General features: G+C 63.3%; 14 protein-coding genes. 10 read left to right on the forward strand and 4 right to left on the reverse strand.

The genetic code is table 11. The features are described from left to right. Positions 1–16: 16 nt before the first annotated feature. Positions 17–382, reverse strand: coding sequence for a hypothetical protein (locus GOEFS_RS10750; RefSeq protein ID WP_007317930.1), 366 nt, complete (start codon positions 380–382; stop codon positions 17–19). 19 nt (positions 383–401) lie between these two features. On the opposite strand from GOEFS_RS10750, the gene hisN reads away from it, so the two are divergent. Next, a complete protein-coding gene (hisN, locus tag GOEFS_RS10755; protein ID WP_040524942.1) occupies positions 402–1,208 on the forward strand; it encodes a histidinol-phosphatase in 807 nt (268 codons plus the stop codon). A 3-nt stretch (positions 1,209–1,211) separates the two neighbouring features. Here the strand turns inward: hisN and GOEFS_RS10760 are convergent, their stop codons facing one another. After that, positions 1,212–2,255 carry a mechanosensitive ion channel family protein gene (locus GOEFS_RS10760; RefSeq protein WP_007317932.1) on the reverse strand — a complete coding sequence of 348 codons (1,044 nt, stop codon included), beginning with the start codon at positions 2,253–2,255 and terminating at the stop codon, positions 1,212–1,214. Positions 2,256–2,485: 230 nt separating this feature from the next. Beyond that, complete coding sequence (locus GOEFS_RS10765) at positions 2,486–3,145, reverse strand: MBL fold metallo-hydrolase (RefSeq protein ID WP_007317933.1); 660 nt, start codon at positions 3,143–3,145, stop codon at positions 2,486–2,488. 199 nt (positions 3,146–3,344) lie between these two features. Here GOEFS_RS10765 and GOEFS_RS10770 point away from each other — a divergent pair, with 199 nt between their 5' ends. After that, positions 3,345–4,061 carry a DUF6319 family protein gene (locus tag GOEFS_RS10770; protein WP_007317934.1) on the forward strand — a complete coding sequence of 239 codons (717 nt, stop codon included), beginning with the start codon at positions 3,345–3,347 and terminating at the stop codon, positions 4,059–4,061. Here the strand turns inward: GOEFS_RS10770 and GOEFS_RS10775 are convergent. Then, positions 4,054–4,521, reverse strand: coding sequence for a DUF2752 domain-containing protein (locus tag GOEFS_RS10775; protein WP_007317935.1), 468 nt, complete (start codon positions 4,519–4,521; stop codon positions 4,054–4,056). The two genes, GOEFS_RS10770 and GOEFS_RS10775, sit on opposite strands and share 8 nt — an antisense overlap. A 141-nt stretch (positions 4,522–4,662) precedes the next feature. Between GOEFS_RS10775 and GOEFS_RS10780 the strand changes: the two genes are divergently transcribed. From GOEFS_RS10780 to GOEFS_RS10815, 8 genes are all read left to right on the forward strand, one after another. Beyond that, positions 4,663–6,033, forward strand: coding sequence for an acyl-CoA dehydrogenase family protein (locus GOEFS_RS10780; RefSeq protein ID WP_007317936.1), 1,371 nt, complete (start codon positions 4,663–4,665; stop codon positions 6,031–6,033). A 32-nt stretch (positions 6,034–6,065) separates the two neighbouring features. Next, complete coding sequence (locus GOEFS_RS10785; protein WP_007317937.1) at positions 6,066–7,289, forward strand: acyl-CoA dehydrogenase family protein; 1,224 nt, start codon at positions 6,066–6,068, stop codon at positions 7,287–7,289. Positions 7,290–7,453: 164 nt separating this feature from the next. Next, on the forward strand, positions 7,454–8,824 hold the full coding sequence (locus tag GOEFS_RS10790; RefSeq protein ID WP_050949873.1) for a lipase family protein: 1,371 nt from the start codon (positions 7,454–7,456) through the stop codon (positions 8,822–8,824). Between the two features lie 21 nt (positions 8,825–8,845). Next, positions 8,846–9,472, forward strand: coding sequence for a TetR/AcrR family transcriptional regulator (locus GOEFS_RS10795; protein WP_040524937.1), 627 nt, complete (start codon positions 8,846–8,848; stop codon positions 9,470–9,472). A gap of 62 nt (positions 9,473–9,534) precedes the next feature. Next, on the forward strand, positions 9,535–10,959 hold the full coding sequence (locus GOEFS_RS10800; protein ID WP_007317940.1) for a lipase family protein: 1,425 nt from the start codon (positions 9,535–9,537) through the stop codon (positions 10,957–10,959). 275 nt (positions 10,960–11,234) lie between these two features. After that, on the forward strand, positions 11,235–11,555 hold the full coding sequence (locus GOEFS_RS10805) for a transglycosylase family protein (protein WP_007317941.1): 321 nt from the start codon (positions 11,235–11,237) through the stop codon (positions 11,553–11,555). Between the two features lie 93 nt (positions 11,556–11,648). After that, complete coding sequence (locus tag GOEFS_RS10810; RefSeq protein WP_007317942.1) at positions 11,649–12,395, forward strand: hypothetical protein; 747 nt, start codon at positions 11,649–11,651, stop codon at positions 12,393–12,395. 72 nt (positions 12,396–12,467) lie between these two features. After that, positions 12,468–13,112: a trypsin-like serine protease gene (locus tag GOEFS_RS10815; protein ID WP_007317943.1), complete on the forward strand. Its 645-nt coding sequence runs from the start codon at positions 12,468–12,470 to the stop codon at positions 13,110–13,112. Positions 13,113–13,566: the final 454 nt, after the last annotated feature.

A 13,566-nucleotide genomic window follows, 5' to 3' on the forward strand; every position in this document is an offset into this window, starting at 1 on the left:
CGGCCACTGGCCGCACCTACGCGGGTGGCAGCGTTCCGATCCGCCAGGTGGAGTCCACCTTGCCGGGCTTGTAGTGCACCGGAAGGTCGTCGCCTGGCCGGGGCCACGGATCTCGCTCGAGGTTGAGCACTGTCGTGGTGTAGACATCGGTCGGCGGGATAGTCGGCCCGACGATGGTGCCGGAGATAGTGGCGTAAACCTCGCCTTTCGAGTCGGCGTCGTCGGGACGGTCGCTGACCCCGGTCACGGTCAGGGTGCCGGACTCGAATTGAGCGGACTGCTGCGGCGACAGCTGCCGCGGACGGCGACCGCGCTGCAACTGGACAATGAGCGCCACGGCACCGGCGGCAAGGATGACTGCGAACGCGATCTGGATCCACATGCTCGCTACCCTAGTCGTCATGTCCGACTCTGCCACTCGCTCCGACGTCGCCGATGACCTCACACTCGCGTTGTCGATCGCCGATGCGGCTGACGCGTTGACCCTCCCCCGTTTCGGGTCGATCGACCTGCGGGTGGACACCAAACCGGATCTGACGCCCGTCTCCGACGCCGACTTGGCCGCTGAAACCCTTGTGCGCGAACTACTCTCGCAGCATCGACCCGACGACGCCGTCCTTGGCGAAGAGTTCGGCGGCACGGCGTCGTTCGAGGGAAGGCAATGGATCGTCGACCCGATCGACGGCACCAAGAATTTCGTTCGCGGCGTTCCGGTGTGGGCAACTCTGATCGCTTTGCTCGACGACGGCGTGCCGGTCGTCGGGGTGGTATCGGCGCCAGCACTGGGCCGCCGCTGGTGGGCCGGCGCCGACCTTGGCGCGTTCGTCCGAGTCGGAGACGCTGCACCACAACGCATTTCGACGTCGGGGGTGGGCTTCCTTGGCGACGCGAGTCTCGCCTTCTCCAGTTTGTCCGGCTGGCGCGATATCGGCCTACGCGACAAGTTCATCGACCTGACCGACGCGGTTTGGCGGGTACGCGGTTACGGCGACTTCCTCAATTACTGCTTCGTCGCAGAAGGGGCAGTGGATGTCGCCGCCGAACCAGAAGTCTCCCTGTGGGATCTGGCCGCGCTCGACATCCTGGTCCGCGAGGCCGGCGGACGATTCACCTCGTTAGCGGGAGATCCCGGCCCCCACGGCGGGAGCGCTGTCGCCACCAATGGCCTCCTGCACGACGACATTCTCAGTGCGCTTGGTGGGGACTAGCACTTAGCTCGCCGACCCGATGCTCTGTAAAGCGCTGACCGGCAACCCATTTGGATACGGCGCAGAGATTCCGTTCTCCTCGAACGCCGCCCAAATCCGACGTCGCAATTCTCGCTCGACCGCCCACTGCGTATTGGCCCGCACCGTCACGGTTAACCGCAGGGTGACCGTGTCAGGTCCCAAATCATCAACACCCAACATCTCCGGCGGGGCGAGGATATCGTCGCGCAGCAACTCGCCGTCCACGGCGGCACGCGCGGTCGCCAACGCGACCCGGCAGGCCACATCGACGTCGGAGGTGTAAGAAATGGGCAGTTGAAGGAAGGCCACCGCGTAATCCTGGCTGCAGTTGCCTACGCGCTGGATCTCGCCATTGCGGCAGTACCACAGCGTGCCAAACTTATCGCGCACCGTCGTGACCCGTAGGCCCACGGATTCGACCGTGCCGACGGCGTCGCCGAGGTCTACGACGTCGCCAACGCCATACTGATCTTCAAACAGCATGAACAGCCCCGACAGGAAATCGCGAACCAGGTTCTGCGCACCAAAACCCAGTGCTACGCCGACGATTCCGGCCGAGGCGATGAACGGTGCGACATTGACACCGAGAATCGCCAGGATTTGCAAAATCACCCAGATGAGTACGGCGAATGACACCGCGGACTTCAACACCGACCCGATCGTGCCGGCCCGCTGGTTTCGTCGTTCGCGCAGGCGCGCTTCACGAAGACGCGCCTCGCGCTCTTGGTCCGGCGTGCGGTTGCGGCGAACCTTGCGCAGCGTAGCGCCGACGGCGCCACCTGTCGGGGCCGTGTCGTCCGACGCCGCGGCATCGAGGTCGACACTGACTCCGGGTCCAGCACCACGCTGCCGGAGCCTCGGTCGCCATCGCCGTCTGTCGTGACGCGGGCCGGTAGCGCGGTCAACGGCGCGGTGTAGGACATATCGGACGACCAGCGCGAGAACCACGTAAACCGCGATGTGAACCGGCTTGTCGATCAGCCAGTCGCGCGAGGTGTCCGTGAATTGAAAAGCTAAAACAGACACGCCCCGAGGCTACGGACGCCATCGCAATTCGTCACCCTGACCATGTCGATACTCCGCCGAATTGCGCGTCAGTGCATCGAAGTTTCTTTTCGCACACCGTGGCTACGGCCGACGATCACCTCACCAAGTCTCGATACACCGGCGACCTCGCAAGCTCGGACGACGGCACTCGACCACCCGGGGGGCTACCTTGTTACCTCGGCGACGGCACTCGACCACCCGAGGCAGCCTTACACCTCTGCCGCGACTCGCTCTTCTAAGACCACGAATTGTGTTGCGGCATCTTTCATTTCGTCTAGACGCGCGTTGTGCACCGCGATCCCCGCCGCCGAGAGCACCGCTTGGTGGATCGGCACCGCGACCCGCGGCGCGACGCCGCGCAGATAGTCGACCGACTCACTGAGCTTCATCCACGGCGCGGCGGCGGGCAGGGCGAGGACGTCGATCTTCTCGAACGGTATGTAGAAAGAGTCGCCGGGGTGCAGCAATGCGCCGACTTTCGATTCAGTGTCGACGATGTAGGCAGCGTTGTCGACGACCGGAATGGCCGGGTGAATCACCGCGTGACGTCCGCCGGTCACGCGTACGGTCACCGAGCCGACAGCGAAACCGTCTCCGGAATGAGCAGCGGTCCACTGTCCTGCCGATCCCGATTCGTTCAACTGCGCGGTCGTCTGGGGGTCGGCGTAGCGAACCGCGTCCGGATTTGCCTCGACCAGCGCGGGCAGCCGCTCGACGTCGGCGTGGTCGGGGTGTTGATGAGTGATCAGGATGGCGTTGAGCCCGGTCACCCCCTCGAAGCCGGACGACAGCGTCCCCGGGTCGAAAAGGATTCTGGTGTCATCGAATTCGGCGAGCAGGCAGGAATGTCCGAAGTGAGTCAGGCGCATAGATCGATCATTGCAGCCGCGAACGGCTCGTGGGAAGAAATACCCCCGGGATATTCGCGGGTTCGCGACAATTATTGTCGCTGACCCCAGTTCAGCTGTGGGGTAGCTTCGGCGCGAACGCCTTCGCACAACCGTGCGAACAATGTCGGTCTCATATGGGACAGTAGATATGACACCCCTTCGATGAAAGGTCCGCACCATGCCACCGCGTCGCTCCGGATCGGAGTCACTGACACCAGATGACCTCGCCGCGCTCACAGCCGCTGTCGCCGAAGGTAAACAGCCGTTGGTGTATCTCCGCGAAGGCACTCCGAGTTTGGGCCTGACGCCGGGCGCGTCCGCGCGGGTGCTGGCGGTGTCAGGAGAAACGGTGACGGTCAAGCCGCGTGGCGTCGACGACGCACTCCCCTACGAGGCGGACGAACTACGAATGACCAAAAATGTTGCGCCCCAAGCAGCTAAGCCTGCGAAAGCAAAGACGTCATTGACGCCGCGAGTCCGGCCGCCGTCAACCCCGGCAACAAGGGCCCCGGCGACAACGCCCACAAAGCCAGCCACACCGACCGCGACATCGCCGAAACCTGCCGCACCAGCAAAACCCGCATCGCCCTCGAAGTCCGCACGCCGCACCGGCGGAAAGAAGCCACCGGCTGCGGTCACCGTGACGATTTTCGGTTCGCCCGACAACGCGTGGTCGGTATCGGTCACGCGCGGTGGACGCAAACCCACTCGATCCCGAACCATCACACCGGATTCGGTGGAGGCAGCTTTACATGAACTCGATGACGCCGCCGCATTAGACGCAGCATCGTCGGTGCTCAATGCCGCTAGAGATGAGGCGCAGCGCCGGGTTGACGAGTTGAGTCGAGAACTCGCGGCCGCACAAGAGGAACTGGCGGCACTGGCACCTAAGTGATCGTCGGGAACCACATGGTGCCACGAATCGTGTCGATGATCCGCACGACTCCATAGGCCATCCAGAGTCCCAGGACCACCATTGTCGCCGGTTTGGCCAGCCACGACCCGAATCTGCTGAGAACCGCCGGACGCCGCGCCACCAGGGACCAACCGGCGACCACCACGGCCACCACACCGACGACAAAGAAGATCGGGCCAAAGAAGTTGAACGAAAACGCCTGCGATACGTCGCCGTGCGCAAGCATCACAAAACTGCGGGTCAGACCACATGCCGGACACGGCCACCCGGTCATCTCGCGGAACGGGCACATACTCGGTCCAGAGGTAACGCCGGCGGGCGACCACGCACCTGCGATGCCGAAGATCGCGGCTCCCGCACCGAACACCGCTACCGCGGGCAGCGCCGATACCCACGCGGAACGCTCCGCCGGGACGAGCGGGGGTTGATCGGGATGCATGAGACCAATCTATCGGGCCACACGTGACATCTTCCTTACTGAGTAGTAAGGTTGGTACTTACTAGGGAGTAAGAACTCCGTCTTCGCTGGTGCAAACGCCAGCCAACCATATCCACCCACATCGAGAAGCAGTTGGTGACAATGACAACCTCCACCGAGCCCAACGACACCTCAGCGGTCGGCAAAAACCCGCGCAAGCGCTCCGCAATCGGCGCGGCCATGCGTGTGCTATCCACCGTGACCGGGTCGGATTTCGTCGACAAGTACAAGCTGCGCGAACCCATTAACCGGATCGCCTACGAGGGCACCAAGACGGGGTTCCAGACACTTGGCGCCGCGAACCGCGCATTCAAGGCCGTGCAGGGCGGCGATGGCAAGGCCAAGCGTCTGCCGACGACGCCGAAGGACTACTTCAACCTCACCCCCGACGACGAGCAGCAGATGATCGCTGACACCGTCAAGGAGTTCAGCACCGAGATCCTGCGTCCGGTTGCTTACGACGCCGACACCGCGGCCACCGCGCCCGAGGACATCCTCAAGCGGTCGGCCGAGCTGGGCATCACCATGATCAACGTGCCCGAGGAATTCGACGGCGCGGCGAGTGAACGCGGCATCGTGACCAACGCGCTGGTCGCCGAGGCGATGGCCTACGGCGATATGGGACTGGCACTTCCGCTGCTCGCGCCGAGCGGTGTCGCCACCACCCTCACCAACTTCGGTTCCGACACCCAACAGCGCACCTACCTGCCCGACTTCGCGGGAGAGAATGTGCCGCAGTCGGCCGTCGTGATCGCTGAGCCTAAGCCGCTCTTCGACGCGTTTAGCTTGTCCACCAAGGCAACTCGCGTGCCCAGTGGCTACCGCCTCAACGGCGTGAAGTCCTTTGTCCCGGCAGCCGGTTCGGCCGAGCTGTTCATCGTCGGCGCACAGCTCGACGGTCGGCCGGCGCTGTTCATCGTCGAATCCGACACCAAGGGACTGATCGTCGAAGCCGATCCCGGCATGGGTGTGCGTGCCGCCGGAATGGGCCGGTTGCTGCTGCAGGATGTCGCGGTTCCGGCTGGCGCACTGTTGGGTGAGGCCGAAGGTGACGAGGCGTTCGCGGCATATCGCGACGTCGTGCGGCTCTCGCGCCTGGGTTGGTCGGCGCTGGCGATGGGCACCGCCCGCGCCGTGCTCGATTACGTGATTCCTTATGTCAACGAGCGTGAGGCATTCGGTGAGCCGATCGCCAACCGCCAGGCGGTTGCCTTCATGGTTGCCAATATCGCCACCGAGGTGGACTCGATCCGCCTGGTCACGCTGCGCGGCGCCGCTCGCGCCGAGCAGGGCCTGTCGTTCGCTCGCGAGGCCGCGCTGGCCCGCAAGCTCACCATCGACAAGGGTCTGCAGATCGGCCTCGACGGCGTGCAGTTGCTCGGCGGCCACGGTTTCACCAAGGAACACCCGGTTGAGCGTTGGTACCGCGACCTGCGTGGCGCCGGCATCGGCGAAGGCATCGTGGTCCTCTAGGGACCCGCGAAAGTACTGGGGAGAGAACAACTATGGCAATCAACCTCGAACTGCCACGCAAACTCGACACCACCATCGATCAGGCCCATCAGGCCGCGGCGCAGATCTTCCGGCCCATCTCGCGGAAATACGACCTGCGCGAGCACGCGTACCCGATCGAGCTCGACACCCTCGCCAGCCTCTACGACGGTCTTTCCGCCGCCGGTGCGGCGGGTGCGGGCGCTGATGGCGGTCGCAGCCAGGAGAAGAAACAACCGGCCAAGGCCGAGGGCACGGTCCAAAACGGCGGCAATATGCAGTCGGTGCTCAACGCTCTGGAGACCTCCTGGGGCGACGTCGGGCTGATGCTCACCATCCCCTACCAGGGACTGGGCAACGCGGCGATCGCAGCCGTGGCAACCGACGACCAGCTCAAGGACTTCGGCAAGGTGTGGGCCGCGATGGCCATCACCGAGCCAAGCTTCGGTTCCGACTCGGCCGCGGTCACCGCCACGGCGACACTCGACGGCGACGATTACGTCATCAACGGCGAGAAGATCTTCGTCACCGCCGGTTCGCGCGCGACCCACATCGTCGTGTGGGCCAGCGTGGACAAGAGTGCCGGTCGCGCGGCGATCAAGAGTTTCGTGGTGCCGCGTGAGCATCCCGGAGTCACCATCGTGCGCCTGGAACACAAGTTGGGCATCCGCGTCTCCGACACCGCGGTCATCCGCTTCGAAGACTGCCGCATCCCCAAGTCGCATCTACTCGGTTCGCCGGAAGTAGATACCAAAAAGGGTTTCGGCGGGGTCATGCAGACCTTCGACAACACCCGCCCGATGGTGGCCGGCATGGCTGTCGGTGTCGCGCGCGCGGCCCTCGAAGAACTGCGTCGCATCCTCGAGGACGAGGGCATCGAGATCGATTACGACCGTCCGGCAGCCGATCAGCACGCTGCGGCAGCCGAGTTTATTCGCCTCGAAAGTGATTGGGAGGCTTCGTATTTGCATACGATGCGGGCCGCCTGGATGGCTGACAACAAGCAGCCGAACTCCACTGAGGCATCGATGTCGAAGGCCAAGGCCGGACGCACCGTCACCGACATCACGAACAAGACGGTTGAATTGGTCGGCACGCTCGGCTACTCCGAACGTCTTCTTCTGGAGAAGTGGGCACGCGACTCGAAGATCCTCGACATCTTCGAAGGCACGCAACAGATCCAGAATCTGGTTATCGCACGACGCGTGCTGAACAAGAGCAGCGCCGAGCTGAAGTAGCCAGCCGCACAATCCGACGACAGCCCTACCGACATCACGTCGGTAGGGCTGTTGTGTTGCGTGACACAGTACGGTAGGTTGCGTCAAAGTGAAACATCAACGTTTCACACTTAGAGTTGGGGAAAACTTTGAGAGCCCGCATCCTTGCCGTCTTTGCCATCACGATGGCCGCTGCCATCAGCCTGGGCACCGCGCCCGCCATCGCCGCGCCGACAACGACATCGGCGCCGAAGCCGAGCACCGTGCAGGTCACCCCCGCACCCGCCGTCCCCCTGCCGCCGGAACTCGACAGGGCGTTCTACAACCCGTCGAAGGCAAAGGTGGCGGCCGCGCAGCCGGGACAGATCTTGGCGGCGCGGCGGATCAACGTCGCGACCTTCGGCGTGATCCCCCTCAACGTCGACGGCTGGCAGGTGTCCTACCGCTCGACCGACAGCCACGACAACCCGATCGCCGCCGTAACTACACTCCTCAAGCCGCGCGGCGGCACCAAAGGCCCACGCAAGGTGGTGTCGGTGCAGTTGGCCGAGGACTCCACCGCCGGATACTGCTCACCGTCGTACACGGTGCAACAGTGGGCGGTGAGTTCTTTCGCCGGACAGATCGTGGTTCCCGCCGAGATGCTTATCGCGCAGGGCATGCTCGCTCAGGGCTGGGCCCTCTCCATACCAGACCACCAGGGCCCGAATAACGCCTACGCCGCCGGCCCGCTGGGCGCCCGCATCACGCTCGACGGTCTGCGTGCCGCCAAGAACTTCTCTCCCATCGGGATCACCGATTCATCACCGATAGGGATGTACGGATACTCCGGCGGGGCGATCGTCACCGGTCACGCGGCCGAACTCAAGGCTTCCTACGCGCCAGAACTCAATATCGTCGGAGCCGCCGAGGGAGGCATCCCGGCCGACCTCAAGGTGGTCCTGAAGGCAGCTCAGAATAATGTCACCAGTGGCTTGGTGATGGGTGCCGTGCTGGGCCTGAGTAAGGAATACCCGGACTTCAAACGATTCCTCGACCGCCAGATGAATCCGGCAGGCAAGGCTCTGATGGCGGTAAAAGAGCCGCTGTGCGTGCAGTACACCAGCTCACTCCTGCCCTTCCTGAACATCACCGGCTTCCTCAACTGGCCGGGCGACCCGCTCAACGCCCCGGCCGTCAAGAAGGTGTTCGATGACACCCGGATGGGTAAGTCGACTCCGTCGATGCCGATGTACATGTGGAACTCCGCGCTCGACGAGATCATTCCGGTCGGGCAGGTCAATACCTTGGTCGCCAAATACTGCCGAGATCCGAAGGCACAGGTCGCCTACACCCGCGATCATCTGTCCGAGCACATCATCGCCGAGGTATCGGGCGCGCCGCTCGCACTCCTGTGGCTTCGCGATCGCCTCGACGGAAAGCCAGCCCAAAAAGGCTGCCGCACAACCGATCAGCTCACCATGGCGACCAATGCCAAGTGGTGGCCGACGTTCTCGAATGTCATCGGAACAGATCTGGCCGGGCTGTTCGGCGCTGCGATCGGGCGCGGAAAATAGTCAGCGACTACCGTTAGCGTGATGGAGGGCGAGTCACGCACGTACGGGGGCGAGAGCGTCGATGAACGTCGACGCTCTCGTCGCCTCCGATTCCGTGATGCGGCATTGGAATTGTTCGGCACCAACGGTTACGCGGCGACGCCCGTCCCGGCGATCTGCAAGGCAGCCGGGCTGTCGACGAGGCAGTTCTATCAAGAGTTCTCCGACCGGGAACATCTCCTGCGAGACCTCTACGACTCAATCCAGGGACGGTCGATGACGGCGGTCTCCGAAGCGGTCACCATCGCCCTCGGCAATCACGCCGATCTGGAAACGGTGCTGCGTGCCGCCGTCGGAGCGTTCGTCTCCGTATACGAAAGCGACCCTCGAATCACGCGGGTCGCGTTCATCGAGGTCGTCGGGGTGTCATCCGCGTTCGAGGCTCACCGCCATGAGCAGCGTCAGCAGTGGACCGAACTATTGCAGGGCGTCATCCTCGACGCCGAGGCACACGGTCTGCCGGTGTCGCACACCGGACGGCTCGGATGGGTCGCGTATATCGGGGCGGTCAACGCCGCCGTCGTCGAGCGCGCGAATGATCCGTCGATCACGAGGTCCGAGTTACTCGACACCATGCAAACATTGCTACGCCCGGGCATCCTCGGCTAGTGAAACACTAAAGTTTCAGAGTTCCGCCATACAGCGGCGCCGACAATGTATGTTCTGTCACTATGGGTCGTTCGTCCAACATGGGTTACCACATCAGGCGCTTGTCGAAACGCCTCGTCGTCGCGGCGGTGATCACCGCCGCCGCGGCGTCGGCCCTGACCGCGACAGCGGGTAGCGCGGCGGCACAACCCACACCTCCCCGCGATGCCTTCTACGACGTCCCGGCGAAAGTCGCCGCTGCGGCGCCCGGTGAGGTATTGCGCAGTCGTCGAGTCAATATCCGTGCGCTGCAACTCTTTCCGGTTCGCGTGCAAGCCTGGCAACTGCTCTATCGCACCGCCGACGCCGCCGGTAAACCCGACGTCGCGGTAACCACTCTGATGATCCCCGAGGGCGCTGCGCACAAGCGCCCGCTGCTGTCATTTCAGGCGGCGACCGATTCGACGCTGCGCGTCTGCGGGCCGTCATACAGCCTGACGCACGGCGCGCCGATCGACTTCTCGACACCGGCCGGTCCGATCACTCTCACCAATCCGGGAGCCGAAGTTCTCCTCGCCTCGGCGGGGCTCACCAAGGGGTGGGCGGTTGCCATGCCTGATCACGGCGGCATCGAAGACCGCTTCCTCACCCCCCGACAGCCCGGGTACGCCGTCCTCGACGGTATTCGCGCGGTGCAGAACTTCAAGCCCGAACAATTGCCAAAGAAGACGCCAACGGCGCTCTGGGGCTATTCGGGCGGCGCCATCGCCAGCAGTTGGGCCGTCGAAGAACAGCCGACCTACGCACCTGAGCTCAACATCAAGGGCGCGGCATTCGGCGCGCCGGAGCGCGACCTCGCGGCATCGCTCAAGTCAGTGAACTTCACCCCGCTCGCTGGGCTAATCCCCATCGCGCTGGGTGCGATCGGCAAGGATTCGTCGGCGTTCCGCAGTGCGCTCAATAGGTATATGACACCGCAAGGACGACAGATCGTCGCTACGACCGCCAGTCACTGCGTTGGCCAGAACGTCGTCGCGAACCTGTGGTTCGACTACCGGCGGTACCTGACCAAACCGGTCGACGTCGTGTTGGCCGATCCGGTGATCAAACGCGCCATCGCCGCGCGAGGCATCACCGGCCGCGCCCCCAAGGTGCCGACTTATATCTATAACGGCATCTCCGAGGAGGTCGCACCGATCAGCGGGACCGACAAGCTGGTCCGCAGCTACTGCAAAGGCGGCGCCGCGGTGACCTATCGCCGCGAACAACTTCCGCCCAATCCGATTCCACAAATCTCTTCGACACACGGCATCGTGTTAATGACCGGCGCCAGCGCCGCATTCGACTGGATCAACTCGCGGCTAACTCCCGGTGCGGCTACACCGTCGGGATGCGACGTCGCGACGCTACCGAGTTCATTGCTCACCGCCGAATCATTCCGCGGACTCGGACCGATCGTCGGCGGCGCCCTGACGTCGATGCTGGGACTACCTGCTGGTGCCCGATAAGAGTGGTTTCTATGTGGCCCACACCACAAACATCGTGTGTGATACGCCACTTTTAGCAGGTAAACACCACCCAGAGAATTCACAGGCAATTAGGCGGTATGCGCTGCGAATTCACCGAATAATCGATAGTTATCATTTCGTGATTCAGCGCCTCAGTAATCACAAACACAACATGACGGATATGAATTGATTTTGTAGGGTCCATTCCGGTCCAAAAGTTCATCGCCACTACCTGTCCTACCGGCGATGACAGATACGGAAGGTGACTCATTCATATGAGCCTCAAGAAACTCGCAGTTCGTGCCGGCGTCACTGGTGCTCTCGCCATTGCCCCGCTGACCATGCTGGCCGGTACCGCATCGGCCGCCGGCCACAACTGGGACGCAGTCGCTCAGTGTGAGAGTGGCGGCAACTGGTCGACCAACACCGGCAACGGCTACTACGGCGGCTTGCAGTTCAGCCAGTCCACCTGGGAAGCCAATGGCGGCACCGGGAGCGCGGCTAACGCCAGCCGCGAAGAGCAGATCCGCGTCGCCGAGAATGTCCTGGCCACCCAGGGCGCCGGCGCATGGCCCGTCTGCGGCGCCAACCTGTAAGACACGCGCACCTGGACCCCGGTATCCCCTGTGGATACCGGGGTCTTGCGCGTTAGGGGCAACTCGACCCGCCGTTAGCTTTACGCTGACTAAATGTCGGAGCAGTTGTCCGAGCTCGTCCACAGCGGACAGTTCCCCTTGTTTCTGCTGTTCGTTGCCTTCCTGACCACCTTTATCGTCACCCGGGTCATCACACGCATGATTCGAGCCGGCCGAGGGCCGTTTCGCAACAACGTGCGCGGCGGACTCCATATTCACCACGCGGTGCCCGGGATCGTCCTGATGGCCGTCGGCGGCATCATGTCGGTCGCCCTCGACGGCGCATCGCCGGGCAGTGAGATCGCCGCCGTCGCGATCGGCATTGGAACTTCCCTGGTTCTTGACGAATTCGCGCTGATCCTGCATCTGCGCGACGTCTACTGGACGCAGGAGGGGCAACTGTCGGTTCAGGTCGTGACACTCACGGTGGCCGCCCTCGGACTCATGCTCCTCGGGTATATGCCCTTCGGCGACGACACCGGCTGGCTTCCGGCCCATCTGGTTGTCACGGTCGGGCTGCCGGTGCGGCTGGCAGCCGTCGTCGTGTGCGTTATAAAGGGCAAATATTCGACGTCACTGTTAGGGACGCTGGTTCCGCTGGTCGCACTAGTCGGCGCGATACGCCTGGCCCGACCTGGTTCGCGCTGGGCCCGACGCTTCTACGGCACGGACCGCTTGGATCGCGCGCGACGTCGGGCAACGAGGTTCGACAGTAGGTTCGGACGCTGGGGACTTTCACTCGAAGACCTGGTCGCCGGGCAGCCCACCACGGCGGTGTCGGCCGACCGAACGGCAGTGTGACTACGCATATTCGCGATCGTCATGCTAGGTTATGGATTCTTAATTGAATCTTTACCGCTCGGGAGGGCATAGATGAGGGCTAGATTTCTCGCTTCGGCGATACTTGCAACCGCGGTCGCGGCAACAGCACCGGTAGCGGTCGCGCAGGCCGCGCCCGCGACGCCGGTCCGTTCCGGCATGGAAATTCGCCTGCCCGAGACACCCTTGACCGACGCCAAATGCACTCTCGGCGTTGTCGTCTCCCCATCGCGCGCCTACACCGCCGGCCACTGCGGCGACGTCGGCAAGGCGGTCTACACCGCTAAGGGCAAGCGCATCGGTACGGTGACGTCCAACCTCGGCAATACCCGGCACCTGGATATCGCAGTCATCACGCTGGCACGCGGCACCCGGGCGCAGGTCGACGCCATCGACTGGTCCGGCCGGTTCGTAAAGGGTCAGCGGATCAACAAGTCCGGCGTGACGACCGGGTACACGCGTGGTGTGATCACCAATCCGAGAGCGGTTCTGCGTGGTTCACACGGTTTCACCCTCGCTCCCCCGTTCCTGAAACTTCATGACGGCTACAGCATTTCCGCAACCTTGCGGTCCGCTCAGGGCGACAGCGGCGGTCCGATTCGCAACAGCTCCGGCAGGATTGTCGGCATCTTGTCGGGCGGCTCCGGATCTACCACCATCTTCGCCCCCATCTCACGAGTTCCGGGATATCTGCGGTAAGCACTGGATCTAAGCAAACGTCAAGGCGCCGAGGGCATTTCGCCCTCGGCGCCTTCGTGTAGGACTCGCGACTGGTCCACAGATTAAGTCAAACGCTCGACATCCCCTATTGCCAGATGCGGTAGATTCCACTGCAATCGCAATACGCCGTCGGATATCGACGACGGGGGTCGGAGAATTGTTATGACGCCACCGCGACGAGCCGTTGCCGCAGCGGTCTTTGTTGTGCTTTCGGTCCTGTGCACGACTGCGTGCAGTGTCGATTCACTCACCGGCGGAGCGGCCAGCACGACGAGTTATCCACCGGTGACTACCCCAGAACCTCCGCCGTTAGGATCGTGGAAGGTTCCCGCGGGTTTCCCGACCGAAGTACCGATCATTAAAGGTCGTTACCGAATGACTCGCCAATCAGACGCAATCGTACTTAGCGTCACCGCCGTACCTCGAACTCAAG

Source organism: Gordonia effusa NBRC 100432, assembly GCF_000241305.1.
GTDB lineage: Bacteria > Actinomycetota > Actinomycetes > Mycobacteriales > Mycobacteriaceae > Gordonia > Gordonia effusa.

Excerpts from the sequence above, each read along its gene's own strand:
- GOEFS_RS10795 (WP_040524937.1), top strand. The coding sequence starts at position 8,846 with ATGGAGGGCGAGTCACGCACGTACGGGGGCGAGAGCGTCGATGAACGT.
- GOEFS_RS10805 (WP_007317941.1), top strand. The coding sequence starts at position 11,235 with ATGAGCCTCAAGAAACTCGCAGTTCGTGCCGGCGTCACTGGTGCTCTC.
- GOEFS_RS10770 (WP_007317934.1), top strand. The coding sequence starts at position 3,345 with ATGCCACCGCGTCGCTCCGGATCGGAGTCACTGACACCAGATGACCTC.
- GOEFS_RS10785 (WP_007317937.1), top strand. The coding sequence starts at position 6,066 with ATGGCAATCAACCTCGAACTGCCACGCAAACTCGACACCACCATCGAT.
- GOEFS_RS10750 (WP_007317930.1), bottom strand. The coding sequence starts at position 382 with ATGTGGATCCAGATCGCGTTCGCAGTCATCCTTGCCGCCGGTGCCGTG.
- GOEFS_RS10800 (WP_007317940.1), top strand. The coding sequence starts at position 9,535 with ATGGGTCGTTCGTCCAACATGGGTTACCACATCAGGCGCTTGTCGAAA.
- GOEFS_RS10815 (WP_007317943.1), top strand. The coding sequence starts at position 12,468 with ATGAGGGCTAGATTTCTCGCTTCGGCGATACTTGCAACCGCGGTCGCG.
- GOEFS_RS10765 (WP_007317933.1), bottom strand. The coding sequence starts at position 3,145 with ATGCGCCTGACTCACTTCGGACATTCCTGCCTGCTCGCCGAATTCGAT.
- hisN (WP_040524942.1), top strand. The coding sequence starts at position 402 with ATGTCCGACTCTGCCACTCGCTCCGACGTCGCCGATGACCTCACACTC.
- GOEFS_RS10780 (WP_007317936.1), top strand. The coding sequence starts at position 4,663 with ATGACAACCTCCACCGAGCCCAACGACACCTCAGCGGTCGGCAAAAAC.
- GOEFS_RS10810 (WP_007317942.1), top strand. The coding sequence starts at position 11,649 with ATGTCGGAGCAGTTGTCCGAGCTCGTCCACAGCGGACAGTTCCCCTTG.
- GOEFS_RS10790 (WP_050949873.1), top strand. The coding sequence starts at position 7,454 with ATGGCCGCTGCCATCAGCCTGGGCACCGCGCCCGCCATCGCCGCGCCG.
- GOEFS_RS10775 (WP_007317935.1), bottom strand. The coding sequence starts at position 4,521 with ATGCATCCCGATCAACCCCCGCTCGTCCCGGCGGAGCGTTCCGCGTGG.